Annotated in this window: 9 protein-coding genes and 1 riboswitch; of the genes, 5 read left to right on the top strand and 4 right to left on the bottom strand. The window is 34.6% G+C overall.

Annotated elements, in window-relative coordinates:
- Position 1 precedes the first annotated feature (1 nt).
- Positions 2-409, top strand: coding sequence for a thiol-disulfide oxidoreductase DCC family protein (locus tag NSCAC_RS05050; RefSeq protein ID WP_197743770.1), 408 nt, complete (start codon positions 2-4; stop codon positions 407-409).
- 2 nt (positions 410-411) lie between these two features.
- Here NSCAC_RS05050 and NSCAC_RS05055 read toward each other — a convergent pair whose 3' ends face one another.
- Together NSCAC_RS05055 and NSCAC_RS05060 are read right to left on the bottom strand one after the other, a co-directional pair.
- Positions 412-1,050 carry an MBL fold metallo-hydrolase gene (locus NSCAC_RS05055; RefSeq protein WP_197743771.1) on the bottom strand — a complete coding sequence of 213 codons (639 nt, stop codon included), beginning with the start codon at positions 1,048-1,050 and terminating at the stop codon, positions 412-414.
- A gap of 16 nt (positions 1,051-1,066) precedes the next feature.
- Positions 1,067-2,224: a GNAT family N-acetyltransferase gene (locus tag NSCAC_RS05060; RefSeq protein ID WP_197743772.1), complete on the bottom strand. Its 1,158-nt coding sequence runs from the start codon at positions 2,222-2,224 to the stop codon at positions 1,067-1,069.
- Between the two features lie 701 nt (positions 2,225-2,925).
- On the opposite strand from NSCAC_RS05060, the gene NSCAC_RS05065 reads away from it, so the two are divergent.
- Positions 2,926-3,501 (top strand): HdeD family acid-resistance protein, encoded by a 576-nt coding sequence (locus tag NSCAC_RS05065; RefSeq protein WP_197743773.1) that lies wholly within the window; start codon positions 2,926-2,928, stop codon positions 3,499-3,501.
- A gap of 132 nt (positions 3,502-3,633) precedes the next feature.
- Entirely contained in the window at positions 3,634-3,813 is a 180-nt protein-coding gene (locus tag NSCAC_RS05070) for a hypothetical protein (RefSeq protein WP_197743774.1), read from the top strand.
- Positions 3,814-4,223: 410 nt separating this feature from the next.
- On the opposite strand, the gene NSCAC_RS05075 is transcribed toward NSCAC_RS05070, so the two are convergent.
- The gene (locus NSCAC_RS05075) at positions 4,224-4,733 is read right to left on the bottom strand and encodes a DUF1269 domain-containing protein (RefSeq protein ID WP_197743775.1); all 510 of its coding nucleotides are present in this window, start codon (positions 4,731-4,733) and stop codon (positions 4,224-4,226) included.
- Between the two features lie 340 nt (positions 4,734-5,073).
- Entirely contained in the window at positions 5,074-7,029 is a 1,956-nt protein-coding gene (htpG, locus tag NSCAC_RS05080; RefSeq protein WP_197743776.1) for a molecular chaperone HtpG, read from the bottom strand.
- A gap of 130 nt (positions 7,030-7,159) precedes the next feature.
- Positions 7,160-7,241, top strand: a riboswitch (Fluoride riboswitch).
- A gap of 63 nt (positions 7,242-7,304) precedes the next feature.
- Here htpG and NSCAC_RS05085 point away from each other — a divergent pair.
- Entirely contained in the window at positions 7,305-8,939 is a 1,635-nt protein-coding gene (locus NSCAC_RS05085) for an alpha-D-glucose phosphate-specific phosphoglucomutase (protein ID WP_197743777.1), read from the top strand.
- A gap of 616 nt (positions 8,940-9,555) precedes the next feature.
- Positions 9,556-13,935 carry an ATP-binding protein gene (locus NSCAC_RS05090; RefSeq protein WP_197743778.1) on the top strand — a complete coding sequence of 1,460 codons (4,380 nt, stop codon included), beginning with the start codon at positions 9,556-9,558 and terminating at the stop codon, positions 13,933-13,935.
- Positions 13,936-14,290 lie beyond the last annotated feature (355 nt).

Genomic DNA, 14,290 nt, shown 5'->3' on the forward strand with positions numbered 1-14,290 from the left:
TATGGATAAAAGAGATATGAGTAAGCCGATTAAGGTTTACTACAATAGTGCCTGCCCTGTTTGCAATGCAGGGATCAAGTCTCAAAAAGCAAAAATGCCTAATAAAGGTGTCATTTGGCATGATGTACATACCCAAACAAGGGTTTATCATGATGTTTCTCATAATCTTGAGTTAGTACGAAAGAAACTTCATGTAATTGATCAAAAAGGAGAAGTAAAAATAGGTATTGATGCTTTTGCAGAAATCTGGAGGCACTCCCCTAAAGAAGTTTGGAAGAGCAAGTTAATTACCCAACCTGTCATTAAACAGGCTTCTGCGTTAGGTTATAGTTTATTTGCCGAAGGATTGTACCGTTGGAATTTATGGAAAAACCATTGGCAACCTAGCACATATCAATCTAAAGACTAGCTTTAGATATTTTTCCCTACAAAGGGATTGGTTTCTTGTTCTACCCCGAAAGTAGACATGGAACCATGGCCTGGTACAAACTGTACTTCATCCCCTAAAGGAAATAGTTTTTCTCGAATAGAGCGAACTAGATCTTCATAATTTCCCCGGGGGAAATCTGTCCGCCCAATAGATCCTTTAAATAACACATCCCCCACTAAAGCTAGCTTACTTTGGGGATGAAAAAATACCACATGACCGGGGGTGTGTCCTGGGCAGTGATATACGTCTAAAGTAATTTCTCCAAAAGAAATTTGATCCCCTTGAGCAAGCCATCGATCTGGGCTAAATCCTTGGGTAGGTGGAAAACTAAACATTTCACTTTGGGTAGAGAGCATTTGAAGCCAAGCTCGATCCTCAATATGAGGACCTTCAATAGGAAGATTTAACTGATTAGCCAGTGTTTTTGCTCCCCCTACATGATCAATATGACCATGGGTAAGCAATATTTTTTCTAGACTTACTCCATGTTTTCCCACTGTAACCAAAATATGATCTATTTCTCCTCCCGGATCCACCACCGCTGCTTTTTTCGTCTTTTTGCACATCAGCAAAGTACAGTTTTGATGAAACTTAGTGACAGGAATAATTTCAAAATCCATAGGTTGGTTACAAAATTTATGTCTGTTTATAGGGACTATGTTTTGATAATTCTGTCATATCTTGTAGCACTACTTTATGCTCTTTAGTAAAGAATTGAGTGACTAGGGTTTGAAATCCAGGGTGACTAAACCAATGAGCAGACCAAGTGGGGGTAGGTAAAAAACCACGGCTAATTTTATGCTCTCCTTGTGCCCCCGGCTCAAAAGCATGAATTTTATGATCAATACAATAGCCAATCCCCTGATAGTAACACAGCTCAAAATGTAGCCCGGGAATATTTTCTGTACACCCCCAGTAACGACCATAGAGGGTAGTATCACTACGTAAATAAAAAGCCCCAGCAATCCAATTTTGTTGTGAATTTTGTGCTAGCATCAAAATCACCGAATCTCCCATAGAATCTCCAAGAGATTTGAAAAATGCCAAACTTAATGCGGGATAATTTCCCTTTTCTTCAAAAGTGGTCAAATAAAACTGATACATGGCTTGCCAGTGGGATTCGGAAGCTTCATCACCGTGAATAATAGAAATGGTAATCCCCTGTTCTTGTACTTGTTTTCGCTCTCGCCGTACCTCTTTACGCCGTTTAGAGGTAAATCTTTCTAAAAATTCATCAAAATTATGATAGCCTTGGTTATACCAATGGAATTGATAGCCTAACCGTTGAATATGCCCACCTTGGGTAAGAGAAGTTAGCTCTTGTTCTTGAGGAAATAGCCAATGAAGAGAAGAAACACCCCATTTTTCAGCTAAGGTAATAACTTGTTGAATAAAAGATTGGGCTACTTCTGTTTTTATATTAGGTTGTAAAAGCAAGCGAAATCCAGTGACTGGACTAAAAGGTACAGCTACTACCAGTTTAGGATAATAGTGCCCTACCATCTGTTCCCACGCTTCAATCCAAGGATAATCAAACACAAACTCTCCAAAGGAATTGGTTTTTAGGAATAAAGGAAGCGCCCCAATTAAATTACCTTCCGGATCTTTACCTAAAAGATATTGGGAAAACCAACCTATATGAGATCCAAGACAATTGCCTACTTCAAGGGCAGCAAAAAACTCATAGCGAAGAAAAGGATTATCCGTTCCTACTAATCTATTCCACTGGTTAGCAGAAACTATTTGGATAGATTGACTAAGAGTAAAAATTAACTTTGAATCAAAATCAGGCAAATAAGTCTCCTAAGTTATAGCCTATCTTAAGCCCGACTGAATCTAAAAGATCTTTTCAAAATAAAAAGATGAGGAGTAAATATCAGTAATCAGTAAGTTATGCTTTCTATCCCTTATAGGTTTAATTATATAAAATTAATTTTATTAATAAATTCAATATATTATTTATTGTTCTAGTTTAGTAGAGTTTTAATTATAAACACAAGGAGCCCAAAAAATGAATAAATCTAAAATACTGATTGGCATTTTAAGAATGCTTTTTTCCAGTGCCCATGCGGACACTTATTTAAATCAATTTAGCACAAAACCCCTATGCCACTGATACCCCTAAACTTTATGATAACTAAGGGAACTATCGAGGAAAATTAAGTAGCAACCCCTATTATCCAGATTCTATCTCTAATCTCTATGGACGCTATAGCAATCGATTCTCTCCTGATAGTATCAATAATCCCTATGGGGCAGGTAATCCCTATCGGATAGATAGCCCTAACAACAAGAAGCACCAGAGCTAAAAGAAAAACAAATGAAACCAACAGCACAAACAATAGTCGAAAGAAATTAGCGAGGGCAGCAAAGGATATTTATAAGCCTAAAATTAGTCTATGCTCGCTCACTTCAATCTACTTGTAATTCCTAGATTTGCCCCCATAACACAATAGAACAGATTGCTTATTTTAATCACTGGAGCACAATGAAATATGGAAAAAATAACCAAAAAAACTGAAGAAACCTATACCATAAAAAATTGGTGGACCCACTTAGTTGTAGGTATTCTTTTTATTATTGGTGGGTTTTGGGTGCTTAAAACCCCTATGGCTAGTTACTTAGCATTGAGCGTATTTTTCAGTGTTATGATGTTTGTCTCAGGAATATCAGGCATCTCTTTTGCTCTTTCTAACAAAAATAAGATTCATGGCTGGGGTTGGCACTTAGCTGGGGGCATTATAGATTTTATTCTTGGTATCATCCTAATTATTTATCCTCAGATCACCATGATAATCTTACCCATATTATTTGCCTTTTGGGTGATGTTTAGGGGATTTTGGGCAATTGGAGTTGCCATAGAATTACAAAAATTTAAAGTAAGGTATTGGTGGATTTCGCTAATTCTTGGGATATTAAGCCTTATCCTCTCCTTTATTCTCATTGATAATCCATTATTTGCCGGTATTAGCATTATCTTTCTTACTGCCTTTACTTTTTTCAGTTTTGGACTTACCCAAATATTCCTAGCCTTTGATCTAAGAAGCTTATCCACGGTGCTGAAAGCATAATCATAAACAGAAGCTTAGAATAGCTCATCTCCGTCTTACAAATTAATTCAAAAAACATTTAGGGATCTTTATCTTGCCTTCATTGAGGTAAAGATCCCTATGAGCATTTCTAAAAACTCTTTGAATTTATAAATGGGTATTTACATTGAGAAAAGTAGCGATCCAGAATTATATAAAGATGTTTATGAAGAAGCCCAAAGATTAATTCGAATCAGTGATGAAATCATTGTTTCTGTAGAAAAAGCAGAAAAAACATCCACTCGAGAAAAGCAGTCTTCAAAAAATGAAACAAAAATAGCAGATTTAAAATAAAATGGTTTTTGCATTCGAACAGGTACACCAATTCCCTTTAACCTTGAAAAGCCATTAAGTTACGACTCTTATAAAAAATGGAGTGAGTTTAGTAACCCTGAGTATCCTGAAAAATTTTATCATTTCTCTGGCGAACCTTCTAATGGGCAAACCAATGTAAGTAAGCCAATTCTTAAGAAACATTGAAAAAAAGCGAAAGAAATTTTTAATGTATAAAGTTACAGAATCTATTTTTAATTTAGATTCCACAGAGTAGAGGATTACGAATTACCAATATCATTTGGGTACAACAATACCATTAAAAAATACAAATAAACTAATCCCTAGTTAAGCCCACTTAAATAGACCTAACTAGGGACAGTACGGAGAAATCAATAAACTTTAATCAAAACCCTATTACTAAGATTTTTTCACGGAAAACAAGGAACCGCAGGTTCAGCACCATGAGCCTTTACTTTGGGATGATCCTTTCCTACAAGATGGGTTACCCTTTCTACATCCTTGGCTGGAATATCCACCATCATTAAAATATTTCCCTGATTGACTGCTTCTTCAAATTTTTTTACTTGAGTATTAGGTACACCTACACCTATCATAGATGAAGCCCAGCTTCCAATGCCTACCCCTGCAAGTGCAGTGACAAGTATTGCTCCTCCTGCAATAATACCTGTATCTGCCATAAAATGAGAGGCGATTATCCCAGCAATAATGCCTACAGATCCTCCAATGACGACACCTTTTTCAAGCGATGGGATAAAATCACTTTTCTCTAGAAATCCTGCTACCGGCAATCCTTCTAAGACAATCCCTTCCTTGGCCATAACATGAATGTGACGCTCCTCTACATGAGAAAGCAAAAGCTCATTAACAACTCTCTTAGTATCTTCAATATCTTGGATTAAAAAATAAAGCCTTTTCATTTTTATATCCTCCTAATACCTGCATCTACAAGTAAGTTCTCTACTTAGGTAGTTATCCTACTTTTATTAAAGAATTTCCTTATTCTGTTATTAAACATAGTTCAAGATTCTCAATTATCTATAGGATCAAAAAAATAAATTTAATGTTATTAAAGGTTTATATTAAATATATCTTTAAAAGTATTTGAGAATAGCAAATTTAATCTTGATAAAAAATATGGTAAGCAAGAGAAAAAAAGAGGATAAAAAGAAATTAAAATTATTTTTATAAATTATGAAAAATCATCTACCCCCACTAAATAGTAGGGGCAGATTTTAAATCAACTTAAGCTAAACTTGCCTATATCTGAAAAGCATAGGAAGAAAGTAAGCGGTTAAGCCGTTTAGCAAAAGCAGCCGGTTCTTCTAACTTCCCACCTTCGGTGATTAAAGCTTGCTCAAATAGTAAATTAGCCCAGTCATCAAATTTTTCTTTAGATTCCTCTGATTTTAACCGAATCACAATGGGATGAGTTGGATTTAGCTCCAGAGTAGGTTGTACTTCAGGGGCTTGTTGTCCTGCTTCTTTAAGGAGTCGTCCAAGATAGCTGCTCATATCATGCTCCCCTACCACAAGACAGGAAGGAGAATCGGTGAGTCGATGGGTGAGCCTGACTTCTTTGACTTTATCTCCAAGGGTTTCTTTAACTCGTACGGTTAAATCCTTGAATTTCTCTTCTGATTCTTTTTGTTGTTGTTTTTCTTGTTCATCTTCCATATCCCCCAGATCAAGCTCTCCTTTGGTCACTGATTGTAAGGGTTTGCCATCAAACTCTGGCAAGGAAGCAATCAACCATTCATCTACCCGATCAAAGAGAACAAGTACTTCTACCCCTTTTTTAGCAAATACTTCTAAGTGAGGGCTACTTTTCGCTGCAAGGAAGCTATCGGCAGTAATGTAGTAAATCTTCTCCTGTTTTTCCTTCATCCGAGCAATATAATCGGTTAAAGAGACCTCTTGTGCATCACTATCATTATGGGTAGAAGCAAACCGCAGTAATTTACCTAATTGTTCCCGATTGGCATAATCTTCGCCGGGGCCTTCTTTAATCACCTGTCCAAATGCTTTCCAGAAGGTTTGATATTTTTCTGGCTCTTTTTCTGCCATATCTTCTAGCATACCCAGGATTTTCTTCACCGATCCGCCTCGGATGGTATCAATAATTTTATTATTCTGAAGAATTTCTCGAGAGATATTCAAAGGTAAATCATTAGAATCCACCACCCCTTTAATAAACCGTAAATAACGGGGCATCAGTTGCTCTGCATCATCCATGATAAAGGTACGTTGGACATAAAGCTTAATACCATGGCGTTGATCTCGATCCCAGAGATCAAAGGGGGCACGGGCAGGAATAAATAACAATGAAGTATATTCTAACTTGCCTTCTACTCGATTATGAGTCCAACCCATAGGATCTTCAAAATCATGGGAGATATGTTTATAAAAAGCTTTATATTCGTCTTCTTTAATTTCATTTTTAGATAAAGTCCAAAGTGCAGTGGCTTTATTAACCTGCTCCCACTCTTCTTTAATCTCTTTAATTTCTTCCTCTTCTTCTTTTTTGTTCTCATCCCCGTGATCATGACTATGGTCATGATCGTGAACTTCCTTAATCATTTCAATGGGGACATCGATATGATCAGAGTAGTTGGTAATAATGGTTCTTAATCGCCAGCTATTTAAAAACTCATCTTCTCCTTCTTTTAGATGCAAAGTAATCGTAGTGCCTCGGGTGGGTTTATCGATAGATTCAACGGTGAACTCCCCCGCTCCTTCCGATTCCCAGCGAATTCCTTGATCAGCACCTAAACCGGCTTTGCGCGTTTCTAAGGTCACTTTATCAGCCACAATAAAGGCAGAATAAAACCCTACCCCAAATTGCCCAATTAAGTGCATATCCTTTTTCTTATCCCCAGAGAGATTTTCTAAAAAGGCACGAGTCCCTGATTTTGCAATGGTACCAATATTATCAATTACCTCTTGCCGCTCCATCCCAATCCCATTATCAGCAATAGTAATAGTCCGTTGATTCTTATCAAAAGCAATCTGAATTTTTAGATGACTATCCTCTTCAAATAAAGCATTATTAGTGAGAGCCTCAAAGCGAAACTTATCTGAAGCATCAGCGGCATTGGAAATCAGCTCCCGCAGAAAAATTTCCTTATTGCTGTATAAAGAATTAATCATCAAATGAAGCAGTTGCTTCACCTCTGTTTGAAAGCCTAGGGTTTCCTTAGGACTAGGGGTGGTCATGTACTAAAATCTCCTTTTTTTATAATCAATAAAATTACTTACCCTAACATAAGGGCATTTTTTAAATAATCAAGGGGGTAATTTACTGTAAATTTTTCGATACTAAACTATATGGCAGTAGCTATTTTAGCTAGTCGTTGGAGATGGTATTCTCCTATCACTTCAGGTTATAAACTGTGTGTGGTTTGCCCACTAATAATGCCTATTAGTTTTTAGAAAATTAGATTCTGTTATCCTTAAGCTGAACAAGCTATGTTTTACTCAAACAGAATAATATGCTCATTAAAAAAATCTCCACTACCCCCTATTTAGATCAACGCCCGGGTACTTCTGGGCTAAGAAAAAAAGTTAAGCACTTTCAACAGCTCAATTATTTAGCGAATTTTATTCAATCTATCTTTGATGCTTTAGACTCCCCAGCAGTTAAAACCTTAGTTTTGGGAGGTGATGGTCGTTACTATAACCAAGAAGCCATTCAGATTATCTTAAAAATAGCGGCTGCTAATCAGATTGGCAAAATAATTGTGGGTCGGGATGGATTATTTTCTACCCCAGCAATTTCCTGCGTAATTCGTAAACACCAAGCTTTGGGCGGGATTATCCTTTCAGCAAGCCATAACCCAGCAGGAATAGATGGGGATTTTGGAGTAAAGTACAATACCAGTAATGGAGGACCTGCTCCTGAATTTCTCACTGAAGCTATTTATCAGAAAAGCCAGCAAATTAATCGCTATTTTATCTGTCAAGGTGAAGATCTACCTTTAGATCAGTTAGGCACTTATATCTTAGGAGAAATGACAGTAGAGATTATTGACCCTATTGCCGATTACCTTGCTTTAATGGAAGCTTTATTTGATTTTGATCAAATTAAAGATCACTTTAAGCAGCAAAAATTTCAAATGTGTTTTGATGCTATGCACGCAATTACTGGCCCTTACGCTCAGGCTATTTTCCAACATCGGTTAGGCGTTCAGCCAAGTGCGTTATTCAACCATATTCCGCTTCCTGATTTTGGTGGCGGCCATCCAGATCCTAATTTAGTCTATGCAAAAACCTTAGTAGAGAAAATGTATGGGGAAGCTCCTCCAGACTTTGGAGCAGCTTCTGATGGAGATGGGGATCGGAATATGATTTTAGGTCAGCATTTTTTTGTAACGCCTGCCGATAGTCTAGCTGTGCTAGCTGCTAATGCTCATCTTGTGCCCGGTTATCAAGGGGGATTAGTTGGAATCGCTCGATCTATGCCTACCAGCCAAGCTCCCGATCAGGTGGCAGAAAAGTTAGGTATTCCTTGCTATGAAACGCCTACGGGTTGGAAGTTTTTTGGTAACTTACTAGATGCTGGGAAAATTACCTTATGTGGTGAAGAGAGTTTTGGCACGGGGGCTAATCATATCCGTGAAAAAGATGGGCTGTGGGCAGTGTTATTTTGGCTTAATTTATTGGCAGTGAAAAAGCAATCGGTCGCTGCTATGGTGAAAAATCACTGGGCAGAATATGGTCGCCACTTTTATAGTCGTTATGATTATGACGATTTACCGCTAGAAACTGCCCAAACGCTTATGGAAGATTTAAATAAGCAGCTTTCTACTTTAGTGGGTAAGCAGTTTGGCAGCTATAAAATATATATCGCTGATGATTTTTCTTACCAAGATCCAGTGGATCATACAATCACTGCGCATCAAGGAATTCGGCTATGTTTTGAAGATGGATCGCGGATTATTTATCGTCTTTCAGGAACGGGGACGCAAGGAGCCACTTTACGGGTATATTTAGAATCCTTCGCTCAAGATATTAATCAACACAATCAAAATTCCCAACAAGTCTTAAGTACCCTTGCTACCCTAGCCCAAAATATTGCTCAAACTCAAGAAAAAACAGGTCGCAGCCAACCTTCAATCATTACTTGATCTGCTTATCTTTCACTATTTTAAATCAGGAGAAAATAACGGATAATAAAAAGCAATATATTATTCAACAATAACCATTTTACTTAATAAATTTATGTTTAATATCACCAAAAATATTAATAGATACCTGCTTATCAGCAGCTACCAGAAGATCTATGCTCAACTCTCTATACTAAAGAGAGCTATAGATCTGTGCAGACTGCTCATCTCATTATTTCTTCCTACGGCTTATTTGTCATCAAAACTAAGCCCATAAAAAGCTAGGTTTTGAAAAAAAATTAGACTTAAACCAAAACCTCTTACGGTAAAACTATTGCCATCAAAAAGCATTGGCAGAGATATTGAAACCAAGCTAAATGTTATGCATTCCATAGTTATTTCTACCGGAGATTGTCAGCTTAAGGGAGAAATATCTCTAATGTGCTTCTATTGGGTTTTTGTGCTAGATTGCCGTCCCAAACGCTAATCTACTGCTTGTTATCGGTCATCCTATTGAACAACCGTACTGAAATTTTACACAACTGCATAAAACCAATGCTGCAGCACATTTGTTTTTATCTCAATTGCAGCTAACGACAAGAATAAAATTTTATAAACTCATACCTACAATATTGTAATGAAAATAAAAAGTGCAAAATCATTTCGTTTTTGGTACAAGACCAAAATCAAAGAACATGACAGAGACAATAAAAGCTACAATGAAAATTTTGTAGGCACTTACTACGAACAAGTTGGGCAACCGAAAGTTAAGGGTTTTTTTGAAATGTATCATGGAGATAAGCCTGACATTGCAAGCTATTTACCCTCAATTTTAAAAATTGCAGAAGATGGACAAGCTATTTATGAGTTTTTGCAAAACGCTGTTGACTGTGGTTCTGCTCATTTTTACATTTTCTACAACGAAAAATATTTCTTAGCCATAAACAACGGAAGTCCGTTTGATATTGAAGGCTTACAATCTATTTTAAACATAGCTCAAACTACCAAAAAAGACCCTGACAAAATTGGACGGTTTGGGATTGGCTTTAAATTGGCTCATAGATTAGTGGGGAAAAACGAGGGAACATATGAACTTGTAAATCAATACAAAGGTCCGATTCTATTCAGTTGGGCAAAATTTGAAGACTTACGAGGCTTGATGAATAAAGAAAAAATTGAATCTATATCCTCCTCTGATTCATATTTGCTCAAAATTATTCTAACAAACTTTCCGACAGAGCCAAATGAAATTGTAAAAGACTTAGAGTACAAAGATAGAGTTTTATTTCCTCAAGAGGAATTAGACGAACTTGTCGATTTTCTCAAAGAAAACTTTGAAAAACATTCGGAGAGCCTAAATTTTCGTACTTTAGAAAAAGGGAGCTTATTTTTTATCAAGTTAGGCGAAGGTAAAAAGGCTGTTTTAGACAGAGATTACGGCGAGCTTGTGAATGGGATTCAGTATTCCATGAACATGTTGAAAAATTTGAAAGAGGTTTATATAAATGAAAATCACATTGACAAAATTAAATTAAAACTTAACGAAGGTAGAATACCAAAAGAATCAGAAACTTTTCAAAAAATTTCACCCGAATACAAAGAGTTTGATATTAAATTTTGTATTGGATACCCTGAGATTGATTTCGGCAATATAAATGCTTTTGACAATATCAAAGAAATTAAAAAATCGCCTAATTTCTATAAATATTTTCCAATGGGAGATGAAAATAATGGCTTTGGATTTATTGTTCATTGTGATGGTTTTAGCAACGAAGTAAATCGCCGTAAATTACAGCAAGATAAAATAAACAATAATCTATTCCCAGAGTTTGCTAAATTTATAATTAACAGATTAAAAAAACACAGACAGAACATTGATAAAAACTACAATCGAGATGGATTTTTAAATCTTTATGCTGTTCTGTTACTTTCAGATATCCCCGACAAGCAAAATAATGTTTGGTTGCGGCCAATATTCTATAACAGAATTTTGTATTTTCTCAGAGAGAATATTCCCACCAAAGGTGGTAGTTATTCTAGTAATTTCCGAAATGTAAAGATCAATAAATTAAAAATCAATGTCAATTTATCCGATTTTGGATTAAGTCATATTCAATGGTTTGAATGGGATAATGAAGCAGATAAATTATTGATTGACGAAGCAACTAAATCTGAAAAATTAGGTATTAAAGAATGGGATATTAGAGATGTTGTAGAAAACGCAACTCTTGAAAGCATAAATAATTGGATTGCTAATTGCGACACACAACAATATGAAGCATTTTTAAAAGAATTAGAAAATTATACTTATTTACGAGATACAACTAAAAAGAAACTTCTTGATATAAAACTTTTTAAGTTTTCAAACGACAAATTTCTTTCTTTTAGTGAAGTAGTAAAAAAAGACCCTTACGGAAAAGCAATTTATGGTTTCCCAAACTGTTTTTTCAGTAACATAAAAACTAAAGAGATAAAAAACGAACTTATCAAATTAGGATTAGTAGTTTCTGAATTATTGATAGAAGATTTCCCTAAAATATTTTCTTCTGTTGTTATACCCGATGATAAAAAACATTATGACTTAATTGCTAAATGGTGCATAGAAAATGCGAATAAACTTTCAGCCAAAGAAAAGAAAAAACTGTTTCTTAATTTCATAAATGAAACTACGAAGTTTGATAATGTAGCTGAAAGCACATTAAAAGATTTGTGTTTGTTTTGCGACAGCAATTCAGAAATTAAACCATTAAACAAACTTGTTGATTTAGATTCCAATACACTAAGTTGGCTAAACGCTTACAAAATAAAAAGCGATGAGTTTTTTACCGAACTTAAGCCGTTTTTAGTTTCTGAAAAAAAGTCTTTGTTTACGGAAATATATCTTCCTAAACAAGATGTAATTCTTTCAGAATTAACCGAAGCAAACGAAATCAAATCACTAATTGAACTTTATCAAGATAATCAAAGACAATTTTTTAGAGAGTTCATCATAAAGAAAAATGAAAGCGGATTTTTGATAGTAAGAAAAACTAATAACACCTATCAAGTTCAATCTGTTGACCAAGAAGCAAGAAGTTTTATTGATGCAAATTGTGCAAATAATCTATTCATATTGCCATACGAATTTTTGAACTATAAAGAAGATGATGGAATTGTAAAAGCAGACGATTTACATGGTTTACTTTTGGATTTTGTTGATATAGACGAACATAAGAAAACTCTTGTTGATATTGTAAAATACAAAGCAAAATATAAATTCCTACAAAAACTTACTGAGTTTAGATTTAATTCAGAAACAACTTATACAAAAGAAGATTACGAGTTCAAAATTTTGGATTTGGCTTGTAATGAATTGAAAAAAAGCGATTATAAAGAATTTAAAAACAAAGTAATAATTGAAACAAGACAACGAAACTTCACACTCTCAGAGATTTCATTGTTTAACGACAAGATAAAAATTTCAAACAAGGAATTTAGCTTGTCTAAAATCTTGCCTTCAACACATCAAAACAGCAATTTGGTAGGTGATTTAATATCCTTGTTTTCAAAACAAGGAATATCAAACGAAAAACTAAATGCTTTGTTTGGCGTTAATGAAGAACTTAAAATTGAAGATGTTTTCAAAAAGTTTTTAGAGCAAGTTCAGACATTCGCTAATCCAGAACAATTTTTCTTTCTAATATTCTACCACCAGCAAAAGTCAAAAGTTGATTTATCCAAATTAGGTTTTGATTTGAATAGTGCAGTTTTCCCTTCTGAATTTGCATCAGAAAAAGAAAAATTACCCGAATACTTACAAGATTGGATAACAAAAAAAGAGATAAAATTATCTGAACTTGAAGAAATAGGTATTTTTACTGAAAACTCAACATTGGTTTCCTTGCGTAAGTTTTTCCTATCAAAAACGGATTTTAATGAAAATACGATTGCACAGGACAAAAAACTTGCAGACGGGAAAATGCTTTTTAATACATTGGAATTGCTGAAAGAAAAAAGAATTGAATTAAGGAAAGAAAATGAATTTTCTATTTTCAAAGAAATTGTCAGAGTAATCAATTCCAGTAGAGCAAAAGGACGAAAATTGATAATTCAAGACGAATATAACTTTGAAAGCTTGGAAGAAAAATCAACAGAGTGGAAAAAAACAGAGCGCTATACAATTTATCTGTACGATGGCGAAATGCCTATTGCTGTTGATCTTAATGAAATAGACGACTATGTGTTTTACCATTACTATAAAGATAATTATGCTGTAAACGATAACATAATTTATCTGAACAACAAAGAAGACAAAAAGAAAACACTTCAAAAAATAGCTTCCGATGATGAAAATGATTTCTCATTTGAAGATTTGTGGCAATTATTTGGAGAGCATACGGACGAAACAGAAAAACTTAAAAAAGAAAATGAAGTACTTAAAAAACAATTAAAGGGCGATAAAAAACAAGATAAACCAGAAATAAACAATTCTTCTTTAGATGATGTAAATTATTTCATTTCCGAACTTGAAGGAACAGAGTGGAATAGCTTTGTTCCCGAATTAAAAAACATATTAGAATTGTCAGATTCTCAACCGAAAAAGTGGCAAAAGCTCTTTAATTTGATTGCAAAAATCAAGTTAGCTAAGGAGTTGAACATATATTTTGAGGTAGCGAATAAAGATTACAACCATTTGGAAAATGACAATGAAAAATACTTTGTTCATAGTGCGAGAGGTGCATTTGCATACATACACCCGAATGAGATTTTGAAAATGAAAAATGAAGGTTATAAAATGGCATTAGATTTTAGCACAAAATCAAGAATTAAAATTTACCATACAGCCGAAGAAATCCTTCAACTGAACACAAATCACATTTTAGCTTATCAAAACAAAAAAACAATGGAAGAATTATTTAGCTTTTGTCAAGCGAATAGAGATGCGAATAAACACCTTTTAGTTATTGATAAAAATAATTCAGGAGAAAAATCAAGAGCATTATTAAAATTATTAAATATTGAAGATAATTATCAATAACACCAAGCATATAGATTCAATTCAAGACGAGCTCATTAAAATATGTTCTCCACCTCGCAAAAATGAAAATCTACAATGTTTTGTTTCTTCCATTCAAGATGATAATGCAAAAAATCGAAGCGGCCTTAACTAATGTTTAAAAAGTCATTAAACAAATCAATGAAAATTTTGACAACCATAATATCAAAATGGATACAGCCAATTTATCTTTGCTATCAAACAACTTTGATAAGAATAAGAAATTGCTAGACAATTTTATATTGATAGTCATATCATACTAACATCTGACAATAGATTCCAGCTCAAATCAAAAGGATTCGGTATAGCGACAATTAAACTGAAAGACTTTTTAAAA

Origin of the sequence: Candidatus Nitrosacidococcus tergens (assembly GCF_902810445.1) — a bacterium.
In the GTDB taxonomy this organism is placed as follows: Bacteria; Pseudomonadota; Gammaproteobacteria; order Nitrosococcales; family Nitrosococcaceae; genus Nitrosacidococcus; species Nitrosacidococcus tergens.

Excerpts from the sequence above, each read along its gene's own strand:
- NSCAC_RS05050 (WP_197743770.1), top strand. The coding sequence starts at position 2 with ATGGATAAAAGAGATATGAGTAAGCCGATTAAGGTTTACTACAATAGT.
- NSCAC_RS05055 (WP_197743771.1), bottom strand. The coding sequence starts at position 1,050 with ATGGATTTTGAAATTATTCCTGTCACTAAGTTTCATCAAAACTGTACT.
- NSCAC_RS05065 (WP_197743773.1), top strand. The coding sequence starts at position 2,926 with ATGGAAAAAATAACCAAAAAAACTGAAGAAACCTATACCATAAAAAAT.
- NSCAC_RS05070 (WP_197743774.1), top strand. The coding sequence starts at position 3,634 with ATGGGTATTTACATTGAGAAAAGTAGCGATCCAGAATTATATAAAGAT.
- NSCAC_RS05075 (WP_197743775.1), bottom strand. The coding sequence starts at position 4,733 with ATGAAAAGGCTTTATTTTTTAATCCAAGATATTGAAGATACTAAGAGA.
- htpG (WP_197743776.1), bottom strand. The coding sequence starts at position 7,029 with ATGACCACCCCTAGTCCTAAGGAAACCCTAGGCTTTCAAACAGAGGTG.
- NSCAC_RS05085 (WP_197743777.1), top strand. The coding sequence starts at position 7,305 with ATGCTCATTAAAAAAATCTCCACTACCCCCTATTTAGATCAACGCCCG.
- NSCAC_RS05090 (WP_197743778.1), top strand. The coding sequence starts at position 9,556 with ATGAAAATAAAAAGTGCAAAATCATTTCGTTTTTGGTACAAGACCAAA.